The organism is Reinekea sp. G2M2-21 (assembly GCF_015687175.1).
GTDB lineage: Bacteria > Pseudomonadota > Gammaproteobacteria > Pseudomonadales > Natronospirillaceae > Reinekea.
The window spans coordinates 275,990-298,782 of record NZ_JADPQG010000001.1; the positions used below are offsets into that span (position 1 = coordinate 275,990).

Genomic DNA, 22,793 nt, shown 5'->3' on the forward strand with positions numbered 1-22,793 from the left:
ACGGCTCCGGTTAGGCGATCGTGATCAGAGGTTGGTCAAATTCAACGGGTTCACCATTTTCAACCAAAATCGCAGTGACGGTACCGCTCTTGTCGGCTTCAATCTGGTTCATCATTTTCATCGCTTCGACAATACAGATGGTGTCGCCGGCATTAACTTTGCTGCCGACTTCAACAAAGGCTGCGCTGGTCGGAGATGGTGAACGATAGAAGGTTCCGACCATCGGAGATTTAACGGCATGGTCACTTGGCGCGGCAGGTGCGGCAGCTGGTGCTTCTGCAGCAACGGGTGCCGGCGCAGCCGGAGCGGGTACCTGCATGGGTGCCGCAGGCGCTGCATAATGTATAGGCGCTGATGCGGCTAAACGTGAAGTGCGACTGATTCGAATTGACTCTTCACCTTCGGCAATTTCAATTTCATCAATATTGGATTCTTCCAATAGCTCAATCAGTTTTTTGACCTTACGGATATCCATGTACATAACCTCTGTTAAATAAGTCGTGATGTTTAAATTTTTAGGTAATTATCAGCAGCTTCGATTGCCAGCGTATAACTGTGCGTACCAAAGCCAGCAATCACTCCTACTGCAATTGGCGCAAGGTAGGAGTGTTTGCGGAAATCTTCCCGGGCATGAACGTTGGACAAATGTATCTCAACAAACGGCTTGTTGACCCCCGCCAGAGCATCCCGTATCGCCACGCTGGTGTGGGTATAGGCGCCCGGATTGATTAAAATCATATCCGTTCCGTCAGACAGGGTTTCATGGATACGGTCGATAAGCACACCTTCGTGATTACTTTGCAGACTGACCAACCTGTGACCGAGACTCGCAGCAACTTGACTTGCTGACTCTTCAATGTCAGCAAGTGTTTGAGTACCGTATATTTCCGGTTCGCGCGTACCGAGTAGGTTCAGATTTGGTCCATTCAGTAATAACAGCGTAGCCATAGTTCACCTGGGTAATGATTGAGTGGCTATATTTGTCGCGAAAAACGGCAAAATAGCAACTATCCGGACACGATAATGGTGATATCTCCAGCAAACAACAATCAAGGCGAATTTAAGTTGTGAAAAATGTTCAATAAAATTCGGTATTTGGCGTGATTAAAGACATAGCGCATGCCAGCGTCGGATCCTCAACTGTTGGCGATCTGGTTTTAATGACGCTTGGGCTATTGGCTTTGCCGATAATCAGGGCTAGTCTGGCGGCATACTTTAAGGAGATTTGTGCATGTTAAAGGCAAGATTAATGCGCTTTTGGAATGGCTTGCGACAGAGGTTAGGGGCTCAAAATTCTGATTCGGAACCTCGTAGTGGCCGCAGCTGGAAATATTGGATCCTTTCATTACTGGCCTTGTTGGCAGTGATGTGGAGTGCGCTGGGTTTGTTCTGGAGTCATGAGCCGGGCATTAAGGACGTGGCAGAGTTGGCTCAGAAAAATGCTCAGGATAATGGTCAGCAGTTGGTGGTGGGTTATACCACGGCGTTTGCGTTGAAACATCTGACCGAAGCTATCCTGAATAAACCTGGTGGTTATTTGTCAAACGATGTGACGCCACCGTCGATCTTTCTCGATAATATGCCCAGTTGGGAATTTGGCGTGGTAATTCAGTTGCGGGATTTATCACGCGCGTTGCGCAAGGACATGAGTCGATCTCAATCCCAGTCAACAGAAGACCCGGATCTCGCCAAAGCTGAACCCTTACTGCATTTTGATCACAACAGTTGGATGTTACCTTCCACGGAAGGGGAATACCGCAACGCCATGAAATTGTTGGATGGCTATCTGAACCGTCTGGCTGATCCCGCCCAAGGGCAAGCGCAGTTTTATGCACGGGCTGATAACCTTTCAAGCTGGTTAAGGGATGTGGAAACCCGTCTCGGCTCCATTTCTCAGCGTTTGAGTGCTTCAGTGGGTCAGCAGCGGTATAACACCGATATGGCTGGTGAAGCAAATGCAGAACAGTCCACACCCACGTCCGATCAGCATCAGGTTAAAACCGAAAGACTGCTGGTGGACAATGTTTTTTATGAAGCCAGGGGCTCTGCTTGGGCGCTGATCCACATATTGCGAGCGATTGAAGTGGACTTTGGTCCCGTGTTGGAAGATAAGAACGCCAAAGTCAGTTTGCAGCAGATTATTCGGGAGCTGGAGGAAACGCAGGCTGCTATCTGGTCGCCGATCATTTTGAATGGCAATGGTTTTGGTATGGTGGCGAACCATTCATTGGTTATGGCTAACTACATATCGCGAGCCAATGCGGCGATTATTGATTTACGTGAATTGCTCGAAAAGGGTTGATTAAAAACCTTTTGCCCAATGTTGGGTTCGACAATAGGTTCTTCCAGGCATTAAAAAAAAACCGGCTGTTTGCCGGTTTTTTATTGAGCGTTCAACTTACTTTTGAGCAGCAGCATGAGCTTCGGTGATAATCGCGCGCGCGCGCTCAGCGTCGGCCCAGCCTTCAACTTTTACCCATTTGCCTTTTTCAAGGTCTTTGTAATTCTCAAAGAAATGCTTGATCTGTTCTAACAACAGTGGCGGTAAATCGGTCGCTTCTTGTACATCTTTATAGATGGTGGTCAGCTTATCGTGTGGTACGGCAATAACTTTCGCATCTGAACCTGCTTCATCGGTCATTTCCAGAACACCAACAGGGCGGCAGCGGATCACAGAACCAGGCACAACAGGGTAAGGCGTTACCACTAATACATCAACGGCATCGCCATCATCCGCCAGGGTATTTGGGATGTAACCGTAGTTGGCAGGGTAAAACATAGGCGTTGCCATGAAACGGTCAACCATCAAGGCATCGTAGTCTTTTTCAATTTCGTATTTGATCGGTGCATGGTTTGCAGGAATTTCGATCACAACATAAACGTCATTTGGCAAATCTTTGCCAGCTGGAACTTGGTTGTAGCTCATTGCGGGAAGCCCTTTATCCGTGAGTGTCTGTAAAAAACTGGTCGCATTATATAGTTTGAGGCCCGAGTTGCCAGCCCTAAAGGTTGAGACATTAGGCTTATCAGCGAAGCCTAATGCCTGTCATGCGAGTGACTAACCGGTTATGGTGTTAAATCGGTCGAAATAGTCAGGAAAGGTTTTTGCCGTGCAGCCAGGATCATTGATGACAATTCCCTCACAACCAAACGCAGCCAACGAGAAGCACATGGCAATGCGGTGATCATTGTAGGTGTCGATCGCAGCCGGTGTCAGCTTTTCCGGAGGCGTGACAGCTATGTAATCGTGCCCTTCTTCTACGGTTGCTCCCAGTTTTCGTAATTCTGCTGCCATGGCAGCGATGCGGTCGGTTTCCTTCACTCGCCAGTTATAGATATTTCGGATGCGGGTAGTACCCTTAGCAAACAAGGCTGTCGTCGCAATAGTCATGGCGGCATCGGGAATATGGTTCATATCCATATCAACGGCGTGCAATGGCCCATCGGCAGATACTTCGATCCAATTTTCAGACCAAGTTACTTTTGCGCCCATTTTCTCCAGTACCCGTGCAAATTGGCTGTCACCCTGCACGGATGCAGTCCCGGTACCATGCACCCTGACCGGACCACCGCCAATAGCGCCGGCTGCCAGAAAGTAGCTGGCACTGCTCGCATCGCCTTCGACAAGAATGTGGCCTGGTGACTGGTAGTGCTGATTGCTATCAATAACAAAGGTTTGGTAATTCTGGTTTTGAACGGTAACACCGAAACGCTTCATCACATCAATGGTGATGTCGATATAGGGTTTTGACACCAGCTCACCCTCGACTTGTATTGTTAGCGTTTCACCTAAGAGAGGAGCTGCCATTAGTAATGCGGTCAGAAACTGACTAGATATGCTTCCTGCGATGGTAACCGGTGCTGCGTGCAGGGATTGCGCTCGGATTTTCAGCGGCGGAAAGCCGTTCTCACCTAAATATTCGACATCAATGCCCAGTGGCCGCATCGCTTCGATAAGGTCGCCAATGGGCCGCTCAAACATACGCTCTTCGCCGGTTAGCACAAACTCACCTTGCCCTGCGCACAGCGCTGCTGCTAATGGTCGCATTGCAGTACCGGCATTGCCCAGGAACAAGGTCTCGACCTGCCCTTGCGCTAACGCACCCGCGAGACCGTGGACCGTGCACTGAGTTTTATCGTTGCTTAACTCATATTGCACGCCCAACTGGGTCAGGGCGTTCAGCATGTGGCGGATATCGTCACTGTCCAACAGATTGTCGATAACGGTTGTGCCTTGGCTGAGCGCTGAAAGCAGCAGAATGCGGTTGGATAGGCTTTTTGAGCCGGGAATGGTGACGTCGCCCTTGGCGATATTGAGTTTGGTGAGTGCAAGCGTTTCCATGAAAACCTTTCGATAGCAATACAGCGGATGTCGGGAGCTATTGTATGCCAGAAACTGTTTGCCTTGCACTATTGGCAACAAACTTCAATTCAGTTTTGTGAAATTAGCAATGAAAGGTAGGGTCTGCCGTGCAGACCCCTAGTTGTCATTTGGCAATTAGGATGTCGACGGTGATGCGGTCGAGAATTTTCTCCGCCGTGTGCCCTAATAACCAACGCTCAAGGCCAGTTCGGGAAACGGCACCCATGATCACGATATCGATATCGTATTCGTAAAGGTAATCCGGAATAACCTGGACGGGAGCACCCATTTCCAGTTTTGCTTGATCTTTTGGAATACCTTTTGACTCGGCCAGCTGAACTAAGGCTTCCAGGTGCTGAGCCCGTATTTCTTCACCAATATCGGTTGAGTTAATCGCGGGTTGATCGAGGTAAATCATCAACGGGGTCGGATCGTAAACATGCAGCAATTGGAGATTAGCGCTGAGCATGTCTTTCATTTCCAGGCCACACTTAATGATGTGATCGTCCAGAAAGTCCGGTTTGTCATTGGTTCTGACCGGGTCGACGGCTGCGCATATGGTGACTTGGTCATGCCACTGGGTCGCTTTGGTCAATAACAGCGGTACCGGACAGTGCCGGATCAGTTCCCAGTCAGTTTGACTAAAAAATGTTCGCTGAATGACATTTTGGTGGTGTGTCGCCTTGATCACGAGGTCAGCCGGGTTGCCGGAGAGGTAATTGAGTAATGCGGCGCCCGCGTGCTTATCCCATACTGCTTCGGTTTTAACGACAACATTTTTTGAACGCGCAACTTCAGCCAATGATTCGAGCCCGTCTAACAGTCGCGATAAATAGGAGTCTCGGGCATTTTCTGAATGAGGATGAATGGAATTCAAGGCTCCATCGTAACCTGAGCTAAAAAGTGTGATGTGCGACCCTGAAATTCGAGCCATGGTTGCTGCTTTTTCAACGGCAACGGCGCTCTCTTCCGCAGGGTCCATCAGAACGATTATGTGGCGGTGTTCAAACATAGTATTAACCCTCATGCTGACGAGAGAATGGTCCGGGTCGTGATGCCCGAAAACGTGTGTCTGAACTGCAAACAACGAATAGGCTGTTTTCAGACGCTATCTATAGCGTAGAAGGGGTGGGGTATTTTGCGCTGACCTGAGTCAAGGAATGATTTGGAAGACCATGACCACCTTTTGTACGCCATTAACCTCAGAGGCAATTTGTACAGCCTGTTCAGCGGTTTCCTGGGTAACGCGGCCCAGTAGATATACAATTCCCTTCTCTACCACGATATCAATATTAGACGATGGGAAATAATCCGTGGTAAACATACGAGAACGAGTTTTTACGCTCAACCATTTGTCATTGGCTTTAAGACCAGTCGAGATATTTGGCTCGGCAGTGAGATGATTGTGGATCGCCTTCACTTGTGAGTCGCTTTTCAGCAGTTTCGTGGCTTCCGAAATCAGGTTTTCTGTAGGAACTTGTCCGACAAGCAGAACAATGCCGGCGTTTATTTGAATGTCGATGTTGGCATCTTTGTAGCGTTCGTCCAGCTTTTCCAGATTTACCAACAGTCGGGTGCGCAGATTTTTGTCATCTATCACTTCACCCATGGTGCGCCCCTGCGGATCCGGTTGGATGGGTTCGTCAGTCATGCTGCCAGTGATGGTTGCGCAGCCACTCAGCAAAAGTGACGTTATTAGCAGTGATGCGAAACGAAGATTCATAGTTCGTGTCCAAAAATTGCATTTTCAATGAGTTCAACGAGGCAGTTGAGCAAAAGATGGTGCGTCAATTGAACGTTGCCTACCCGATCGTTTTCTACCCGCAATTCAATATCGTTACCTTCGAGTAGATCCGCCACATCCCCTCCACTGCCGCCAGTCAGAGCGATCACACAAACGCCTTGGTCGTGCGCGGCCTGAATGGCTTTAATCAGGGCAGACGCACTGCCGGTTGATGAAATGATCAGCAAAACATCCGGTTCATGGCAAAGCGAGCGAACTTGACGCGCGTAAATATCGCCGGGACCTGTATCGTGCGCGATGGCGCTAGTAACAATGCCATCATTGCTCAGCACGATTGCGGGTAAGCTGGGGCGATCGCGCTCGAAGCGGCTTTGCATTCTGGCGACAAAACTCGCGCCAGTTGCGCCAGAGGCGCCCATACCGCAGACCACGATTTTACCATCGTGCAGTAAGCATTCAGTAATGGCTTCGCTGGTTTGCTCTAACAAATCGCCAAGCGACTCAACCGCCATTTGAAATGTTTCCAAAGCAAGGCCAACTTGCTCAATGATAATGTCTTGTGGGTTCATGCCGTTGCCTGAAAGGCTCCTTTAATCCACTCTATGTTATTTGATGCATCAATGCCGATCACGTCGAATCTCATGTAAAGCGAATTGAACTTTGGGTGCTTTTGCAAAAAGTATTGCGCGGTTTTAATTACTTTCTGTTGTTTTCGCATACTAACAGTTTCCGCTGCTGTGCCATAGGTGCGTTGGCTCCGGTACCGAACTTCGACGAATACCAGCTCTGATTTGTCACGACAGATGATGTCTATTTCGCCAAACTTTGAGCTGAAGTTAGCCACGACTGTTTTACAACCTTGGCTGCGCAGGTAGGATTCTGCCAGCTTTTCGCCATCGCGACCCTTGCTGAGATGATCCATGGTCGCCGATGTCAGTATTCGGTCGACTGCAGAGGTCTGCGCCGCACCAGCCCATTTTCGACAATAGCCCAGTCCAGTTCACGTTCTATCTGGCCAAGATTATTCATGGTCATTGCACCTGTAACTCCCTGAATACGTACATCGTTGAACACCGACATTTGAGCGAGGCGCGGATAAATTTTAAAAGCATCTACTCCTAAAGCGACCAGCGAGGCATAGTTATTCATACTATCAGGAAAGGACTGTGTCGCTTGGCTTCGCAAGGCACTTGGCGATAAACGCCAAGGCATCTCGACAAAACGCACGCCTTCAAGATCTTTATCTCGATCCGGATCAGACATACCCGAATAAAGACTGGAGGTGGCTACAACCGGCAGGTCAATTGCGCGTTGATAGTTCAGGATGGGTTTTAACTGTCGAGCCTGAGCTGGGAAAGCCAGCATAAAGACGGTGTCGATGTCCTGTCGGCGTCTGAATTCGAATTCCAGTTTGTCGTCAAGTAAACGCTGCAAGGTGTTGTGGCGCTGTTCACTGTCATTGATATTCAATGCGGTTTTTATGGTGCCAAGGTACTGATCAGGTCGGGAAAACAAAGCCTTACTGGCGATGCGGCCACCCTTGAGCTGCCAGTGCCGAATAAAAGCATCGCTAACTCGTATTCCCCAAGCACTGTCGGGTGCGACAACCATGACCGAGCGTACACCCTGTTGCCAGATATCGTTTGCTACCTGAACCGCCTCATCTTCGGGGCCGATGCCAAACTGATAAAAGTTATTTTGCTTGCCGGTTTGAGCATCGACATAGTTAAGCGCTAGTACCGGAACCGGCAGGGATTCAATTTGTGCGAGTCTTTGTACTTTGGTTTTCACTAACGGTCCAATGATTGTTTCGGCGCCGTTTGTTATGGCCTGCTTATAAAGATTTTGAATGTCCTCAGTCACCGCTGTGTCATAAAAACTTAACTTCGGTGTCTCTTGATTGTTTGCCTGAGCCTGATACCAAGAGGTTATCAAGCCGTTGCGGATCGCATTGCCAAGGTTAGCGAGCGTGCCGGAAAGTGGTAGCAATACGCCGATGTGGGTGGGTTGTGCTGCCGCAATTTGACGCAGCATCTGAAGACTACCAGGCAGTTGTTCGGAAGCAGGATGCGATCGATGCTGTTTTTGCCATCTTTCGACGCTGGTCAGTAACTGATATAAGTCATCGTTTTGCGATTGGCTGATAAGGGCCAGCTCAATCCACCCGGTGAGATCGGGGCTGGATTCCTGTTCCGCTAGTGCGCGTAACTGTTCTTCCGGTACCAATTGCAGGTCAAACCAAATTTGTTCGTGATTGAACGCTTGTTGATCGCCATCCAAAACGGGGGCCATAAAAATTCTTTCACGGGCAGCGGCAAGCGGGTTGCCAGAATATTCATAGGCTTCTGCTCGTTTCAGGCCGATATCAATTTGTTGCTCAAGCGGCAGCCCGTCAAATAAATAAACGTTTTCACCGTTGATCCAACGTAGAGCTTCTTGTCCGTCGCCCACGATAAGGGCCGCTTCAGCTTTGGCCAGCACGTAGCGGGTTTTCTGTTGAGTGGTGAGTTGTTGGACGCTCAATGAGTTCAGAATGATGTTTGCCTCATCGACCTGGTGCTGGGTCAGAAAGGCTTCGACGGCAGCCAATTGCTGACTAATCAGAGGGTCTTCTTGCTCGACGCTTATGTTTGTATCTTGCGCATTGACGCCGCTGTTTGTGGTATTCTGCGTTGTCGCACAACCTGCAACAATGATGACGCTCAACAATGTACTGACAGATAGAAGCGTAGAGTTCTTAATAAAAGGCATGTTGTCTTAAACTTAACTGTTTGAATATCTGTGCATTTTACTCAGTTATCCGATAAAAAGTCATCGTCACCAGCGTAGTTATTGTAAGGGTCCGGAAAATGCAAACGACACAATCCATGAAAATGGCCAACTTATATGTTGTGTCTACACCAATTGGTAATCTGGGGGATATCACGGAAAGGGCAGTGCAAGTCTTGCACCAGGTGGATCTGATTTGCTGCGAGGATACCCGTCACAGCGCTCGACTGCTGGAAAATATCGGTTGTAAAAAGCCACTAATGTCGCTTCATGAGCACAATGAGCGGGATCGATCTTCGGTGATTGTCGAGAAATTGCGTGCGGGTCAAAGCATTGCGTTGGTGAGTGACGCCGGCACGCCACTTATATCTGATCCAGGCTATGTTTTAGTCAATGAAGTTATCGCTGCAGGACTTCGTGTTATTCCGGTCCCAGGTGCCAGTGCCGTAATTACGGCCTTGTCTGTGAGTGGGTTGCCAACAGATCGCTGGGTGTTCGAGGGGTTCTTGCCTCACAAGCAAGGAGCTCGGATCAAAGCCCTGGAGGCGGTTGCTGAAATGACTCAGACCCTGGTCTTTTATGAAAGTAGTCACCGCATTGAAGATTCGCTCGAGGATATGGTAAGCGTATTTGGAGGTCACCGTTCAGCTTGTGTTGCGCGCGAGTTGACCAAAACCTTTGAAACGGTGTTGAGGGGTGCCTTGGCAGATCTGGTCCTGCTGGTAAAAGAAGATTCTAATCAACGCAAGGGTGAATTCGTGGTGATGGTTGCTGGCGCTCAGAAAGCGAGTGGAGAGCAGGTTAATCCTGATATTCTGGCGTTGGCAAAAGAACTGAAACCCTTGCTGCCACCGAAAAAAGCAGCAGCTGTCATCGCTAACGTATATGGAGGGGCAAAGAAGAGTTATTACGAATTAATTTTATCTTTATGAAACAATTGCTTGCGTTATCGCTCATTTTCATTAATTTGCCGCACGGGAGTCAGCCAGACAGTCGCCGCCTGCATTGCAGGGGGAGGAAAGTCCGGGCTTCATAGGGTAAGGTGCCAGATAACGTCTGGGCGGTGTGAGCCGACGGCAAGTGCAACAGAGAGGAGACCGCCAGGTTTCGACCTGGTAAGGGTGAAAGGGTGCGGTAAGAGCGCACCGCAACGTTGGTAACAGCGTTGGCAAGGTAAACCCCACCTGAAGCAAGACCAAATAGGGTTCCGTATAGGCGTGACCCGCGCTGGAACCGGGTAGGTCGCTTGACTGTGTGAGTGATTGCACGGCTAGATGAATGACTGTCTACGACAGAACCCGGCTTATCGGCTGACTCCCATCCTTTTTCTTATCGATTTCATCTGTGTAATTCCAAAATATTCTAATACTTAATGTTTTACTTTAAGTGTCTGTCCTAACTTCGCATTTTAGGTTTGTTTTGCGAAGTTAGTGCTTGCTAACTTTGCAAATCAAAATGTGACCCACTTCGTAACTCGCTGTTTTTTAAGGTTTTTTTAATTGCCTCGACGCTAGTGAATACTTGCTTGTGGCGTATGGTGGCTCTATAGTGTCGAATTGTGGGGAAAAGTGGGAGAGAGTGGTTTTCCTTGCGATGTTAGTGATTGCTAACTGAAATTTTGATTCTGGGGTTGGGAATGTCTTTGAGCGATAACATCATGCTGCGCGGTGTTCACTCTTTAGCGTTAGATGCTAAAGGGCGAGTTGCTGTGCCCAGCCGTTATCGAGCAACTCTGGAGGCTGCTGCTGCGAATCAGTTGGTGGTCACGATTGATACAGAATCTAAGTGTCTTTTGATTTACCCGCTTCCCGAGTGGGAAGTGATTCAGGAAAAAATATCTGCACTGTCCAGTTTTAATAAGGCGGCCCGACGCATACAGCGTCTTTTGATCGGTTATGCGACCGATGTTGAGATTGATGCCTCGGGTCGGTTGCTTATCTCAGGTCCACTGCGTGAATACGCTGAGTTGGACAAAAAGGTTGTTCTGTTAGGGCAGGGTAATAAATTTGAATTATGGTCGGAAACGTTGTGGGAACAGGCCCGAGATGAGTATATCGCGGCTGCTGGCTCAGACGAATCCATGACCGAAGAGCTGGAGCAGATATCGTTATGACGCATCCGGAGAGCTCCTTGTTTTCGCATGAGACTGTGTTGCTGCATGAAACAGTTGATGGCGTGTTTTGCGGTGAAGGTATCTATGTTGATGGTACCTTTGGGCGTGGTGGGCACAGTAAGTTATTGCTGTCAAAGCTGGGTTCGGATTCACGTCTGTTGGTGATCGATAAAGACCCTCTTGCCATCGCGACCGCGAAAGCGCTGGCAGAGCAGGATTCCAGAGTGATTGTGGTGCAATCAGGCTTCGCCGATCTTGAAAATATAATTGCAGAGCGACAAATGCTTGGTCGGGTTGCGGGGGTGATGCTGGATTTAGGTGTGTCCTCTCCTCAGCTGGATGACGCTCGTCGCGGCTTTAGTTTTCAGGCGGATGGACCTCTGGACATGCGTATGAATCCGGATGCTGGGGTCAGTGCTGCACAGTGGATAGCAAGCGTCCGGGAGGCTGATTTGGCGGATGTGCTTTTTCGTTACGGTGACGAGCATTTTAGTCGCCGTATTGCGCGAGCCATTGTTATCGCTCGACAGGAAGCGCCGATTGAAAGCACGTTGCAGTTGGCCGCCATTATCAAAAAGGCGCATCCGAAATGGGATCATAAAAAGCATCCGGCGACAAAGTCATTTCAGGCAATTCGAATTTTTATAAACGGGGAGCTGGATGAGCTGGACAAGGTACTCGCTGCTTCGTTGCCAGTGCTGAGAACGGGCGGTCGTATTGCTGTGATCTCGTTTCACAGTTTGGAGGATCGCGCGGTGAAACAATTTATTAAGTTGCAGTCATCCGGCCCGGAATTGCCACCTGGACTGCCGATTCAGGACGCTGATATACAGAAAAACATGAAGCCGGTAGGTAAAGCCATAAAAGCAAGTAAGGCTGAGATTGACGTTAATGTTCGCTCCCGATCTGCTGTGTTGAGAGTGGCAGAAAAGTTGTAATGCGGAAAATTTCTCCGGCTGCATGGCTGTTGTTGGGTTTTGAGGTTGTGGTTGTATTGGGAACAACCTTTGGGATTGTGTCTGTGACCTATCAGTCGAGGTTGCAATTTGCCTTACTGGAGAATTTGAGACGAGAGCAGCAGGCCTTGCAGGAAGAGTGGGGGCGGTTGCTGTTAGAAGAAAGTGCCTTTTCATCGCCTTCCCGAGTGGAGCGGGTTGCTCGTGAACAGTTAGGTATGGTGTTGCCGGAATCTGTTGATATGAAAACATTGGAATCAGGAACAAAGAGTAAATAAATACATGGTGCATTCGCGTTGGAGATTCATAACAGTGCAAATCGGTTTGCTGATTCTATTGTCAGTGACTGTGTGGCGCGTTGTGTTCTTGCAGGTAATGCAGAAAGACTTTTTGATCAGTGAAGGAACGTCACGCTGGCAGCGGATTGAAGTCGTTAATGCTCCGCGAGGAATGTTGAAGGATCGATACGGTGAGCCAATGGCCGTCAGTACGCCTGTCGTTTCAATATGGGCAGACCCTCGTGAAATTAAGGGCGATGATATTGCTCAGCTGGCTGTTGCGGCAGGCGTGAATGCTAAGACTTTGCATGCACGAGCACAGCAGCATCGGGCGTTTATGTATGTTCGACGCCATATGACTCCTGATCAGGCTCAAGTGATTCTGGATATGAATTTTCCAGGTGTCTATGCACAGCGTGAATACAAGCGGTATTACCCCGCCGGTGAGGTTGCTTCTCATGTGGTTGGATTTACCGACGTCGATGACCGAGGTCAGGAAGGTTTGGAATTGGCTTTTGAAAGTTTGTTGTCGTCTGAATCCGGTAAAAAAGAAGTGATCCGCGATTTGCTCGGCCGTTCTGTACGCGACGTCGGTGAATTGTTGGCTGCGCACCCTGGCGATGATTTACAGTTAACACTCGATTTGCGTTTGCAGTATCTGGCCTACCGAGAATTGAAACAGGCGATTGTATCCACTGGGGCAAAATCTGGCTCTGTGGTCATTATGGATGTGAGATCAGGTGATGTTCTTGCGATGGTTAATCAGCCAGGCTACAACCCAAATGATCGGTCAACATTGAAACCGAAAGCCCTGAGGAATCGCGCAATTACCGATTTAATTGAGCCAGGTTCTGTCATGAAACCAATTACGATGGCTATCGCGCTCGACGCCGGTGTTGTTTCTGTCAACAGCCAAATAAATACCAGCCCGGGCTACACCCGCTTAGGGAAATTCTCAATTCGGGATTTCAAAGACTACGGTGTGTTGACAGCAACACAGATAATTCAGAAGTCGAGCAATGTTGGGATCGTGAAAGTATCTCAAGACATAGACAAAAACTTTTTTTGGGAACACCTATACGGTTTTGGGCTTGGCGAAACAACCAGTCTTGGTTATCCCGGAGAAGCAAGTGGTTCGCTGCCAAACCCTATGCGTTGGGATCAAGTTACACAAGGCGCTTTGGCGTATGGCTACGGATTGGCGGTAACGCCTTTGCATTTAGCACAGGCCTTTGCGACGTTGGCGAATGACGGCAAGCGGGTCAATGCGCGACTTATCCAGGGGGTGTCCTCTGCGGCGTCTGGTCAACAGGTTGTATCTGCAAGTTCTGCAAGGGCTGTCGTTAAAATGATGCAAACGGTCGTTGAACCTGGTGGAACCGCGAGTCGTGCGAAACTCGACTGGTACAGCGTCGCAGGTAAGACTGGAACCAGCCACAAAGTTGGTGCAGCAGGTTATGAAGACGCAAAATACAACGCGTCATTTGTTGGAATTACACCTGCCAACAACCCTGAAATCGTCACGGTAGTTGTCATTAATGAGCCACCTGAAGATGCGTATTTTGGAGGTGAGGTGCCCGCGACCGTGTTTAAGGGGATTATGCAGCAAGCATTGCCTTTACTGGACATTCAACCGGATTTGTCGCCCTTGATAGCACAGGGAGGGGCATCATGATTTCACTGATGGATTGGCTGCCGACTCATCCTGAGTTGGCTGGCATAAAAGCCATTGACATTACTTTAGATAGTCGTGAAGTGACTCGGGGCTCTATCTTCATAGCCTTGAAAGGCTATTCGGTCGACGGTCATGATTTTATTGAATCTGCGTTAGCAAACGGCGCTGTTGCTGTTCTGTGTGAGCGTCCAGTGAACGTTGCCAACACTGTTGTACCGATCTGCGTTATTGAAAATTTAAAAGAGGCATTGGGTGGGTTGGCACACCGCTTTTATGGTGCTGTATCTCAGCAACTGAAAGTCATTGGTATCACCGGAACCAACGGTAAGACGTCTACCTGTCAGTATATCGCGCAGTCCCTGGACTTTCTCGGTAAACGTTGCGGCATTATTGGCACGAATGGGCAAGGGTTGTGGGGTCAACTGACCGAAACATTGAACACTACACCAGACGTGATTCGATTGCATTCTGAGTTGGCCAGACAAAAATTACAGGGTGCTGAATATTGCGCGATGGAAGTTTCCTCGCATGGTCTCGATCAAGGCCGAGTGGATGGTATTCGATTTTCCAGTGCTGTGTTCACTAATCTGTCGCGTGATCATCTTGATTATCATGCAACTATGGAAGCTTATGGGGCAGCAAAGTGGAAGCTGATGCGCTGGCCTGAGTTGCGTAACGCCATTGTGAATGTCGATGATGAATGGGTTGTTCAGCACTTGGACTCGATTGTGGCCGAACGCACCATTACTTATAGCGTCGAAAAAAGTGCCGATGTGATGGCAACAAACATTCGTTGTCATCAAGCAGGGATAGATGCGACAGTGAAAACGTTTCAAGGTGACATTGAAATGAACTTGCGTTTACTGGGGCGATTCAATTTAAGCAATGCTTTAGCCGCATTTTCGGTATTGCTCGCCGAAGGTATTCCTTTAAATACCGCCGCCCGAATCATTTCCAATTGCAGTCCGGTCAAAGGCCGTATGGAGACATTGCGCTCCAAATATTCACCGACGGTCGTGATTGACTATGCCCATACGCCGGATGCCCTTAAAAAAGCGTTATTGGCGTGTCGTGAGCATGTCAGTGGACGCCTGGGTGTCGTATTTGGTTGTGGTGGTGATCGGGACGGTGGTAAGCGACCTGAAATGGCTGCGATTGCAGAAGAGTTTGCTGATTTTGTCGTTGTGACGGATGACAACCCGCGTACGGAGTCGTCTGAAAAAATTATTGATGATATTTGCAAAGGCTTCTCTGCATGTTCTAACTACACCGTTATTAATGATAGGCATCAGGCCATTGTGCATACCCTTAGCCAAAACTCTCCCGCGGATGTGGTGTTGATCGCTGGAAAAGGCCACGAAAGCTATCAGGAAATTAAAGGTGTTCGTCACCCATTTTCCGATCAGGATACGGTACTGAATTGGCAGGAGGCTCAAGATGTGGACTAGCCCTTTATTGAGTGAGTGGTCAGCAAAATGTCAGGGTGTCGTTGTTGGTGGTGATATTGAAATTACTAATATCTCAACAGACACGCGCACGTTGGCGGAAGGTGATGCTTATGTTGCGTTAGTTGGTGAGTTTTTCGATGGTCATCATTACGTCAATACGGCTATCAACAAAGGCGCCAGTGTACTGATCGTTGAGCATGAGCAAGAGAATTGTTCGCTACCGCAACTGGTTGTCGCGGATACCAAAAAAGCCCTGGGTTATCTGGCCTTGTTGCTGCGCGACCGTTTTCAGGGGCAGGTGGTTGCGTTAACAGGTTCGGCGGGCAAAACGTCGACCCGTGCAATGTTACAACACATATTTGCATTGCAACCGGGGCTGCTGGCAACTGATGGTAATTTTAATAATGACATTGGTGTGCCTAAAACTTGGTTCCGCTTATCCGAAAAGCACCAGCGTGTGCTACTGGAATTTGGTGCCAATGCCCAAGGTGAAATCGAATGGTTGGGGTCGATCTCTAAACCCCATATCAGCTTGCTATTGAATGCCGGTTCCGCTCATGTACAAGGCTTCGGCGGTGTTGAAGGAGTGCGGCTCGGTAAAGGCGAAATTATTGATACGACTGAATCCGAAGGCGGCGTTGTTCTTAATCAAGATGATCCGGCGTTTAACAGCTGGTTGAAACGTGCAGGTGATCGCAAAGTTATCAGTTTTGGTAAGCATACGGATGCGGATGTTTGTTTGTTATCGTTTAAAAACAGTGCATCTGGAAGTGAGTTTACCTTAAGTCTGCCTGATGGCGATATTTCTGTCTCCTGGTCCATGTTGGGCAAACACATGGCGCTTAATGCCGCTGCCGCTGCTGCGACTGCGTGGCTCGCTGGGGTTTCCGGGCTGGATATCGCACAAGGCCTAAGCGAGATGAGTCCGGAGCCTGGCCGAATGGAGCCTGTGGAATCCAATTTTGGCGGTGCTCTAATACACGACGCCTATAACGCAAATCCGGAGTCGTTTCGTGCCGCAATTGATGTGTTGGCCGATATCGGTGGTGACACTCTACTCATTGCTGGGGATATGGCCGAACTGGGTGATGAATCCGAACAAATGCATCGTGATGTGGGGTTGTACGCCCGAGGAAAGATTAAAAATGTTTGGACTGTCGGTGAGCGTTCGGAACAAATAGCCGAAGCCTTTGGTGGTCATCATTTTCAAACTATTGGAGATTTGCTGTCGTTGTTGCCAGCAAAATTAGAAACAGAAACTGCCGTACTGGTAAAAGGATCTCGAAGTTCTGGCATGGAGCGCGTTATTGAAGCGCTGAGAAGGAAAGACTGATGTTTGTCTGGTTAACGCCATTTCTAGAACAGTACGATGCAGGCTTTAGTGTGCTGCAATACTTAACACTGCGCGCTATTTTTGGTGTTCTGACTGCGTTGGGTGTTTCGCTGTTATTCGGACCAAAACTGATTCGCATGTTAAAGCGACATCAGATTGGACAATCGATTCGACATGACGGTCCTCAAAGTCATTTGACGAAAGCTGGCACACCAACCATGGGTGGTGCGTTGATTTTAATTTCCGTCATTTCGTCAGCGTTGCTTTGGTCAGACCTTAACAATCGTTATGTTTGGATAACATTGTTAGTCACTGCTGGTTTTGGCGGTATTGGATGGGTAGATGACTATCGCAAAGTTGTACAGAAAAATAGTAAAGGTCTCTCTGCTAAGTCCAAATATTTTTGGCAATCCCTGATCGGAATGGCAGCTGCCGTTGCATTGTACAGTTCGGCAGTGACAGGCACGGAAACAACTTTGTTTATTCCTTTCTTCAAGGATGTCGCGTTGCCCTTAGGCTTAGCTTTTATTGCACTGACCTATTTTGTGATTGTTGGTACCTCTAACGCCGTCAATCTGACGGATGGATTGGACGGGCTCGCCATTTTGCCAACAGTATTGGTAGGTGGAGCACTGGGCGTTTTTGCTTATGTCACCGGGAACTCTGTTTATTCAGATTACCTGCAAATTCCTTATGTTGCAGGCGCAGGCGAGTTGATTGTCTTTTGTGCAGCGTTGGTGGGGGCTGGTTTAGGGTTTTTATGGTTTAACACATATCCGGCCCAGGTTTTCATGGGCGATGTTGGTTCTTTGGCGTTGGGTGCAGCGCTCGGTGTAATGGCCGTTATTGTTCGTCAAGAGTTGGTGCTATTTATTATGGGTGGTGTGTTCGTGGCGGAAACCGTGTCCGTCATTTTGCAAGTCGCATCATACAAATTAACTGGGCGCCGAATTTTCCGAATGGCGCCTTTGCATCACCACTATGAGTTGAAAGGTTGGCCGGAGCCGCGGGTTATTGTTCGATTCTGGATTATTACCGTAATTCTGGTTCTTATTGGTTTGTCTACGTTGAAGATTCGCTAATGACTTTAATCGCTGCAGATACAAAATATGTCGTCGTAGGCCTCGGTTTGACTGGGGTTTCCTGCGTGCGCTATTTGGTGTCGCGTGGCAAGCACGTGTCAGTAATTGACTCTCGCGAGAAGCCTCATGGGCTTGATGCATTCAAGACTGAGTTCCCAACAATTGACGTTCATTGCGGCGATTTTAGTCCGGCTGTTTTGAGCTCGGCCGATGTTCTGGTGATGAGTCCTGGAGTGGCATTAAATACTCCAGAAATTCAAAAAGCGATTGCAGCTGGTGTTCGTGTCACCAGTGATATTGAACTATTCCTGGCAGAATTTGATGGTCGTATCATCGCGATCACTGGTTCCAATGCCAAGTCCACCGTGACCGCTTGGTTAGGCGAAGCTTTGCGCCTAGGTGGGCATAAAACATTGGTCGCTGGAAATATCGGCTTGCCGGTTTTGGATACTTTATCTGAACACTACGATGTCGCCGTGTTGGAATTGTCCAGTTTTCAACTTGAGCTTATACAGAAACTGAGCGCTGATATAGCAACGGTGTTAAATGTGTCTGAAGACCACATGGATCGCTACGATTCCATGGCCCATTATCAGCAGGCCAAACACAGGATTTATTTTGGCTGCCAAGCATCGGTTTATAACCGCGAGGATGCATTGACTCAACCCTTGGTGCCGACAACAACGACCAAGATTAGTTTTGGGTTGGATACGCCAGATTTGCAGCAGTACGGTTTGCGAGATTACGATGGCTTGGTCTGGTTGGCAAAAGGTTTTGAAAAAATCATTCCGATAAGCGAGTTGTCATTAGCCGGATTGCATAACGCATCAAACGCACTGGCGGTACTGGCAATGGCTGATGCTTTTGGCAATGACCGGGCCGCGACCTTGTCTGCATTGACGTCGTTCGGTGGTTTGCCCTATCGCTGTCAGTTTGTTGCATCTGTGCATGATGTTCGCTTTTTTAATGACTCTAAAGCGACCAACGTCGGATCAACAATTGCAGCGTTGAAAGGATTGGCGGATCGGGAAGACAAAAACATTATTTTGCTGCTCGGTGGCCAGTCGAAAGGTCAGGATCTCTCCCCTTTGGCGAGCGTTACCGAGAAGACCTGTCGTCATGTATTCGCTTTTGGTGAGGATGCCGCGCTGTTGAAGCGTGCAGTTGTAACTGCAGAGATTGTCGAAAACATGGCTGATGCTATGACAAAAGCAGTGGGATTGGCGAGAGCGGGCGATGTCGTTTTGTTGTCACCTGCCTGCGCGAGTTTCGATCAGTTTAAAAACTTTGAGCATAGAGGTCAGGTATTCAACGAGTTGGTGGGAGTGCTGAAATGACTGTACATAAAGCCATTCCTGTGATGACTGATCGAATGTCGGATCACTATCAGCCACTCTGGCAGCCTGACTTGGTGTTGCTTGGCAGCTGCCTGTCGTTGCTTTTATTTGGATTAGTCATGATCGCCTCGGCTGGCATTGATGTCAGCGAGCAGCTATTCGGCGTGCCCTATCATTTTGTGATTCGCCATGCACTTTACATGGCATTAGGGATGGTCGGTGCCGCCCTGATTTCCGTGGTACCGATGAGTGTTTGGCGAGCAAATAGCGCGTTGCTGCTGTTGGCTGCATTTTTGTTGTTGGTTCTTGTTTTGTTTCCGGGGATCGGTCAGGAGATTAAGGGGTCTCGTCGTTGGATTAACTTAGGACCTTTCGGCTTTCAACCATCAGAGATTGCAAAAGTTGGATTGATTCTTTACGTCGCTGCATATCTGGTTCGTCGTCGCGACGAAGTGATCAGTAGCTGGTCTGGTTTCCTGAAACCGGTGTTCATTCTTGCATTGGTTGTTGTGCTGTTATTGTTGGAACCGGATTTCGGTTCAGTGGTTGTTATCCTTGGAACCGTTTTGGGAATGTTGTTTTTAGGTGGTGTTAAACCAGGTCAGTTTTTCCTGGCTATGTTTGCCGCTGTTGGCTCGGTTGTAGTGATGGCATTGTCAGAATCCTATCGCGTGCAGCGACTGTTAGCTTTTCGCAATCCTTGGTCTGAAGAAAACGTGTATGGCAGTGGATATCAGTTGACGCAATCCTTGATTGCGTTTGGACGAGGTGAATGGTTCGGAGTTGGTCTAGGCAATTCGATGCAGAAACTGTTCTATTTGCCAGAGGCCCATAACGACTTCATCGTGGCTATCATAGCGGAAGAGCTTGGTCTGGTAGGCGTCATGACCTTGATTGCTATTTACAGCTTGATGATCGCCCGCATATTTAAGATTGGCCGTCTTGCTGAGTTGAAGAATAACTTGTTCGGGGCTTTCTGTGCCTACGGTGTTGGGATTTTGTTTTCGATGCAAGCCTTTATCAATATAGGAGTCAACACGGGGTTGCTACCCACGAAAGGGTTGACGTTACCTTTTATAAGCGCAGGTGGCACTAGCTTAATCGTCAGCATCTGTTTAATTGCGATGGTAAACCGAATATACGGTGAAACCTTGCAGAAGAACGGTGAAACGGAATGAAAGTGTTAATAATGGCTGGCGGAACCGGCGGGCACATTTTTCCGGCAATGGCTGTGGCTCAGGAATGTGAGCAGCGTGGTTGGCAAGTTCGTTGGTTGGGTTCTCGGCGCGGCATGGAGAGTACATTGGTTCCCAAAATGGGATTTGAATTCCATGCGTTGCCGGTGACAGCTTGGCACGGTGGGCGGTTACGAAAGATATTAGCACCTTTAAATTTGGCTAGAGCGTTGTGGGCAAGTATTTGGTATTTGCGACAGGAAAAACCAGACGCTGTTATCGGTTTTGGGGGGTATGCTTCAGCACCTGGCGGGGTCGCCGCGCTTATTTTGAAGACCCCTTTGATTTTGCATGAGCAAAATGGTGTGCCGGGCCTGACCAATAGACGTTTGGAAAAGCGCGCACAGAGGGTTTTACAGGCATTTCCCGGTACCTTTGCGGCGGCGCATGAAGTAGTTGGAAATCCGGTTCGTCCGCAGCTCTGTGAGATCGAACGTCCCGGTCAGCGTGCCTTGGGTCAACACAACTCACTTAGAGTTTTGGTGCTAGGTGGTTCACAAGGTGCGGAGGCTATTAATGAATTGATGCCTAAGGCTCTGGTGGAGCCGGGGATGGCTAAAAGATTTGAAATCTGGCATCAGACAGGTCGTGGGAAAAGTGAACGTTGTGCACAGCAGTACCTGGATAAGGGGGTTGAAGCGACGGTCGTTGAGTTTATTGATGATATGCGTGCTGCTTATCAGTGGGCTGACCTGGTTATCGCTCGCAGTGGTGCTTCTACGGTTTCAGAGTTGGCCGCCGTTGGTTTGTATTCGCTACTTATTCCATACCCATGGCATGAAGATAAACAACAGTACAAAAATGCTCAATGGTTAGCGGATGCTGGCGCTGCTGAATGGTTTGACCAATCGGAGTTATCAGCGCAGCGATTGGCTAAGCGACTGCAAGAACTGAGCAATCAAAGAAATGATTTGCGCCAGAAAGCAGAATGCGCTTGGCAGTTGGGTGTAAGAGACTCAGCAAAGCGAATAGTGAACGTAGTAAACGAATTAGTTAAGAGTGATGTCGCATGAGCAAAGAGCAGAATCAAAAGACCGGTTTTCCGATTCCGGAAATGAGAAGAATCAAGCGAATTCACTTCATCGGCATTGGTGGTGTCGGTATGTGCGGTATTGCGGAAGTTCTGTTGAATCAAGGGTATCAGATCAGCGGTTCCGATCTGAAAAACTCAGCCACAGTAGAGCGGTTGCAAAGTATTGGCGTTGATGTCTTCATCGGACATCGTGAAAGTAATGTGGTTGGTTCAGATGTTGTTGTTGTAAGTAGTGCTGTAGATTCCTCTAACGAAGAAATACGCTGGGCATTAGCATCTCGCGTACCGGTCGTACGCCGCGCTGAAATGTTGGCTGAACTGATGCGTTATCGTCACGGCATCGCGATTGCAGGAACCCATGGCAAGACGACAACAACGTCATTGATGACCGCCGTTATGTCTCGTGGTGAATTAGACCCTACGTTTATCATTGGCGGGAAGCTGAATAGCGCAGGAAGCAACGCAAAATTAGGAACTAGTCGGTATCTCGTTGCTGAAGCGGATGAGAGTGATGCTTCGTTTTTACACTTGCAACCAATGACCGCCATCGTGACAAACATCGATGCTGATCATATGAGCACTTATGATGGCGACTTCGAGAAGCTTAAAAAAGCGTACGTGGATTTCCTTCATAATGTGCCATTTTATGGGCTCGTGGTGTTGTGTGTAGATGACGAAAATATCCGATCCATTATGCCTTCTGTTAACCGCCAGATGATGACCTACGGTTTCAGTGAAACAGCCGATGTCCGAGCCGTTGATATTCGCAAGCAAGGTTTGGAGACCAAATTTACAGTGCTACGTAAAGGTTATCCTGAGTTGGACGTGACGCTGCAGATGCCGGGTGACCACAATGTGTTGAACGCTTTGGCCGTCATCGCTGTGGCGACAGATGAAGGGGTTCCCGATATTGAGGTTGCGGAAGGGTTGGCGCAATTCGATGGTGTGGGAAGGCGCTTTCAGGTGAACGGCGAATTCAAAACACCCAAGGGCGAGGTTATGTTAGTGGATGACTATGGTCATCACCCCCGCGAGCTTGAAGTGACTTTTGAGGCTATTCGCACCGGTTGGCCTGAGCGTCGTTTGGTCGCGTTGTTTCAGCCGCATCGTTACAGCCGAACGCGTGATCTGTATGAAGATTTTGTTGAGGTACTGTCTAAGGTTGATGTATTGCTATTGTTGGATGTTTACCCCGCAGGCGAAGAGACAATCAATGGTGCAGATGGACGCAGTTTGTGCCGTAGCATCAGGCAAAGAGGGCGGGTCGACCCGATCTTTATTGAAGATAAGGACACAATTTTTGATGTGCTTCCGGATATTCTACAGGACGGTGATTTACTGCTAACGCAAGGCGCGGGTGATGTCGGTGCGTTGTCCACGCTGATAGCGCAAAGAAAGCTTGGCTTTTTGGAATCGTGAGAATTTAA

Annotated in this window: 22 protein-coding genes and 1 other RNA gene; 14 read left to right on the forward strand and 9 right to left on the reverse strand. The window is 48.7% G+C overall.

Features of this window, described 5'->3' with window-relative positions:
• Window positions 1-10: 10 nt before the first annotated feature.
• Together accB and aroQ are read right to left on the reverse strand one after the other, a co-directional pair.
• Entirely contained in the window at window positions 11-475 is a 465-nt protein-coding gene (gene accB / locus IYN85_RS01180; RefSeq protein ID WP_196157032.1) for an acetyl-CoA carboxylase biotin carboxyl carrier protein, read from the reverse strand.
• A gap of 32 nt (window positions 476-507) precedes the next feature.
• A complete protein-coding gene (aroQ, locus tag IYN85_RS01185; RefSeq protein WP_196157033.1) occupies window positions 508-948 on the reverse strand; it encodes a type II 3-dehydroquinate dehydratase in 441 nt (146 codons plus the stop codon).
• Window positions 949-1,231: 283 nt separating this feature from the next.
• On the opposite strand from aroQ, the gene IYN85_RS01190 reads away from it, so the two are divergent.
• Window positions 1,232-2,302, forward strand: coding sequence for a DUF2333 family protein (locus IYN85_RS01190; protein ID WP_230390411.1), 1,071 nt, complete (start codon window positions 1,232-1,234; stop codon window positions 2,300-2,302).
• Window positions 2,303-2,398: 96 nt separating this feature from the next.
• On the opposite strand, the gene ppa is transcribed toward IYN85_RS01190, so the two are convergent.
• The 7 genes from ppa to IYN85_RS01225 all read right to left on the reverse strand — a co-directional run bounded on the left by ppa (window position 2,399) and on the right by IYN85_RS01225 (window position 8,858).
• A complete protein-coding gene (ppa, locus tag IYN85_RS01195; RefSeq protein WP_196157034.1) occupies window positions 2,399-2,926 on the reverse strand; it encodes an inorganic diphosphatase in 528 nt (175 codons plus the stop codon).
• Between the two features lie 132 nt (window positions 2,927-3,058).
• Window positions 3,059-4,342 carry a 3-phosphoshikimate 1-carboxyvinyltransferase gene (gene aroA, locus IYN85_RS01200; RefSeq protein ID WP_196157035.1) on the reverse strand — a complete coding sequence of 428 codons (1,284 nt, stop codon included), beginning with the start codon at window positions 4,340-4,342 and terminating at the stop codon, window positions 3,059-3,061.
• A 145-nt stretch (window positions 4,343-4,487) separates the two neighbouring features.
• Entirely contained in the window at window positions 4,488-5,375 is an 888-nt protein-coding gene (locus IYN85_RS01205) for a universal stress protein (RefSeq protein WP_196157036.1), read from the reverse strand.
• A gap of 141 nt (window positions 5,376-5,516) precedes the next feature.
• Complete coding sequence (locus IYN85_RS01210; protein ID WP_196157037.1) at window positions 5,517-6,086, reverse strand: BON domain-containing protein; 570 nt, start codon at window positions 6,084-6,086, stop codon at window positions 5,517-5,519.
• Window positions 6,083-6,676 (reverse strand): SIS domain-containing protein, encoded by a 594-nt coding sequence (locus IYN85_RS01215; protein WP_196157038.1) that lies wholly within the window; start codon window positions 6,674-6,676, stop codon window positions 6,083-6,085. Before IYN85_RS01215 ends, IYN85_RS01210 begins: the two co-directional genes overlap by 4 nt.
• Window positions 6,673-7,029 carry a YraN family protein gene (locus IYN85_RS01220; RefSeq protein WP_196157039.1) on the reverse strand — a complete coding sequence of 119 codons (357 nt, stop codon included), beginning with the start codon at window positions 7,027-7,029 and terminating at the stop codon, window positions 6,673-6,675. The genes IYN85_RS01215 and IYN85_RS01220 overlap by 4 nt, the downstream gene beginning before the upstream one ends.
• Window positions 7,030-7,040: 11 nt before the next feature.
• Window positions 7,041-8,858, reverse strand: a complete 1,818-nt coding sequence (locus tag IYN85_RS01225) for a penicillin-binding protein activator (protein WP_196157040.1) — start codon at window positions 8,856-8,858, stop codon at window positions 7,041-7,043.
• A 98-nt stretch (window positions 8,859-8,956) separates the two neighbouring features.
• On the opposite strand from IYN85_RS01225, the gene rsmI reads away from it, so the two are divergent.
• From rsmI to murC, 13 genes are all read left to right on the forward strand, one after another.
• Entirely contained in the window at window positions 8,957-9,808 is an 852-nt protein-coding gene (rsmI, locus tag IYN85_RS01230) for a 16S rRNA (cytidine(1402)-2'-O)-methyltransferase (RefSeq protein WP_230390413.1), read from the forward strand.
• 45 nt (window positions 9,809-9,853) lie between these two features.
• Window positions 9,854-10,198: RNase P RNA component class A (rnpB, locus tag IYN85_RS01235), an RNA gene on the forward strand.
• A gap of 314 nt (window positions 10,199-10,512) precedes the next feature.
• Window positions 10,513-10,989, forward strand: coding sequence for a division/cell wall cluster transcriptional repressor MraZ (mraZ, locus tag IYN85_RS01240; RefSeq protein ID WP_230390414.1), 477 nt, complete (start codon window positions 10,513-10,515; stop codon window positions 10,987-10,989).
• Window positions 10,986-11,927, forward strand: a complete 942-nt coding sequence (gene rsmH, locus IYN85_RS01245; protein ID WP_196157041.1) for a 16S rRNA (cytosine(1402)-N(4))-methyltransferase RsmH — start codon at window positions 10,986-10,988, stop codon at window positions 11,925-11,927. The genes mraZ and rsmH overlap by 4 nt, the downstream gene beginning before the upstream one ends.
• Window positions 11,927-12,223 (forward strand): cell division protein FtsL, encoded by a 297-nt coding sequence (ftsL, locus tag IYN85_RS01250; RefSeq protein WP_196157042.1) that lies wholly within the window; start codon window positions 11,927-11,929, stop codon window positions 12,221-12,223. The genes rsmH and ftsL overlap by 1 nt, the downstream gene beginning before the upstream one ends.
• A gap of 34 nt (window positions 12,224-12,257) precedes the next feature.
• Complete coding sequence (locus IYN85_RS01255) at window positions 12,258-13,898, forward strand: peptidoglycan D,D-transpeptidase FtsI family protein (RefSeq protein WP_370592134.1); 1,641 nt, start codon at window positions 12,258-12,260, stop codon at window positions 13,896-13,898.
• A complete protein-coding gene (locus IYN85_RS01260; protein WP_230390416.1) occupies window positions 13,895-15,346 on the forward strand; it encodes a UDP-N-acetylmuramoyl-L-alanyl-D-glutamate--2,6-diaminopimelate ligase in 1,452 nt (483 codons plus the stop codon). Before IYN85_RS01255 ends, IYN85_RS01260 begins: the two co-directional genes overlap by 4 nt.
• A complete protein-coding gene (gene murF, locus IYN85_RS01265) occupies window positions 15,336-16,679 on the forward strand; it encodes a UDP-N-acetylmuramoyl-tripeptide--D-alanyl-D-alanine ligase (protein ID WP_196157044.1) in 1,344 nt (447 codons plus the stop codon). Before IYN85_RS01260 ends, murF begins: the two co-directional genes overlap by 11 nt.
• Window positions 16,679-17,761, forward strand: coding sequence for a phospho-N-acetylmuramoyl-pentapeptide-transferase (mraY, locus tag IYN85_RS01270; protein ID WP_196157045.1), 1,083 nt, complete (start codon window positions 16,679-16,681; stop codon window positions 17,759-17,761). The genes murF and mraY overlap by 1 nt, the downstream gene beginning before the upstream one ends.
• Entirely contained in the window at window positions 17,761-19,098 is a 1,338-nt protein-coding gene (gene murD, locus IYN85_RS01275) for a UDP-N-acetylmuramoyl-L-alanine--D-glutamate ligase (protein ID WP_196157046.1), read from the forward strand. The genes mraY and murD overlap by 1 nt, the downstream gene beginning before the upstream one ends.
• A complete protein-coding gene (gene ftsW / locus IYN85_RS01280; RefSeq protein ID WP_196157047.1) occupies window positions 19,095-20,276 on the forward strand; it encodes a putative lipid II flippase FtsW in 1,182 nt (393 codons plus the stop codon). The genes murD and ftsW overlap by 4 nt, the downstream gene beginning before the upstream one ends.
• The gene (gene murG / locus IYN85_RS01285) at window positions 20,273-21,346 is read left to right on the forward strand and encodes an undecaprenyldiphospho-muramoylpentapeptide beta-N-acetylglucosaminyltransferase (protein ID WP_196157048.1); all 1,074 of its coding nucleotides are present in this window, start codon (window positions 20,273-20,275) and stop codon (window positions 21,344-21,346) included. The genes ftsW and murG overlap by 4 nt, the downstream gene beginning before the upstream one ends.
• Window positions 21,343-22,785 carry a UDP-N-acetylmuramate--L-alanine ligase gene (murC, locus tag IYN85_RS01290; RefSeq protein ID WP_196157049.1) on the forward strand — a complete coding sequence of 481 codons (1,443 nt, stop codon included), beginning with the start codon at window positions 21,343-21,345 and terminating at the stop codon, window positions 22,783-22,785. The genes murG and murC overlap by 4 nt, the downstream gene beginning before the upstream one ends.
• Window positions 22,786-22,793: the final 8 nt, after the last annotated feature.

What these genes read in the sequence shown, in the direction of transcription:
- accB (WP_196157032.1), bottom strand. Translation starts at nt 475, where the DNA reads ATGGATATCCGTAAGGTCAAAAAACTGATTGAGCTATTGGAAGAATCC.
- aroQ (WP_196157033.1), bottom strand. Translation starts at nt 948, where the DNA reads ATGGCTACGCTGTTATTACTGAATGGACCAAATCTGAACCTACTCGGT.
- IYN85_RS01190 (WP_230390411.1), top strand. Translation starts at nt 1,232, where the DNA reads ATGTTAAAGGCAAGATTAATGCGCTTTTGGAATGGCTTGCGACAGAGG.
- ppa (WP_196157034.1), bottom strand. Translation starts at nt 2,926, where the DNA reads ATGAGCTACAACCAAGTTCCAGCTGGCAAAGATTTGCCAAATGACGTT.
- aroA (WP_196157035.1), bottom strand. Translation starts at nt 4,342, where the DNA reads ATGGAAACGCTTGCACTCACCAAACTCAATATCGCCAAGGGCGACGTC.
- IYN85_RS01205 (WP_196157036.1), bottom strand. Translation starts at nt 5,375, where the DNA reads ATGTTTGAACACCGCCACATAATCGTTCTGATGGACCCTGCGGAAGAG.
- IYN85_RS01210 (WP_196157037.1), bottom strand. Translation starts at nt 6,086, where the DNA reads ATGAATCTTCGTTTCGCATCACTGCTAATAACGTCACTTTTGCTGAGT.
- IYN85_RS01215 (WP_196157038.1), bottom strand. Translation starts at nt 6,676, where the DNA reads ATGAACCCACAAGACATTATCATTGAGCAAGTTGGCCTTGCTTTGGAA.
- IYN85_RS01220 (WP_196157039.1), bottom strand. Translation starts at nt 7,029, where the DNA reads ATGGATCATCTCAGCAAGGGTCGCGATGGCGAAAAGCTGGCAGAATCC.
- IYN85_RS01225 (WP_196157040.1), bottom strand. Translation starts at nt 8,858, where the DNA reads ATGCCTTTTATTAAGAACTCTACGCTTCTATCTGTCAGTACATTGTTG.
- rsmI (WP_230390413.1), top strand. Translation starts at nt 8,957, where the DNA reads ATGCAAACGACACAATCCATGAAAATGGCCAACTTATATGTTGTGTCT.
- mraZ (WP_230390414.1), top strand. Translation starts at nt 10,513, where the DNA reads ATGTCTTTGAGCGATAACATCATGCTGCGCGGTGTTCACTCTTTAGCG.
- rsmH (WP_196157041.1), top strand. Translation starts at nt 10,986, where the DNA reads ATGACGCATCCGGAGAGCTCCTTGTTTTCGCATGAGACTGTGTTGCTG.
- ftsL (WP_196157042.1), top strand. Translation starts at nt 11,927, where the DNA reads ATGCGGAAAATTTCTCCGGCTGCATGGCTGTTGTTGGGTTTTGAGGTT.
- IYN85_RS01260 (WP_230390416.1), top strand. Translation starts at nt 13,895, where the DNA reads ATGATTTCACTGATGGATTGGCTGCCGACTCATCCTGAGTTGGCTGGC.
- murF (WP_196157044.1), top strand. Translation starts at nt 15,336, where the DNA reads ATGTGGACTAGCCCTTTATTGAGTGAGTGGTCAGCAAAATGTCAGGGT.
- mraY (WP_196157045.1), top strand. Translation starts at nt 16,679, where the DNA reads ATGTTTGTCTGGTTAACGCCATTTCTAGAACAGTACGATGCAGGCTTT.
- murD (WP_196157046.1), top strand. Translation starts at nt 17,761, where the DNA reads ATGACTTTAATCGCTGCAGATACAAAATATGTCGTCGTAGGCCTCGGT.
- ftsW (WP_196157047.1), top strand. Translation starts at nt 19,095, where the DNA reads ATGACTGTACATAAAGCCATTCCTGTGATGACTGATCGAATGTCGGAT.
- murG (WP_196157048.1), top strand. Translation starts at nt 20,273, where the DNA reads ATGAAAGTGTTAATAATGGCTGGCGGAACCGGCGGGCACATTTTTCCG.
- murC (WP_196157049.1), top strand. Translation starts at nt 21,343, where the DNA reads ATGAGCAAAGAGCAGAATCAAAAGACCGGTTTTCCGATTCCGGAAATG.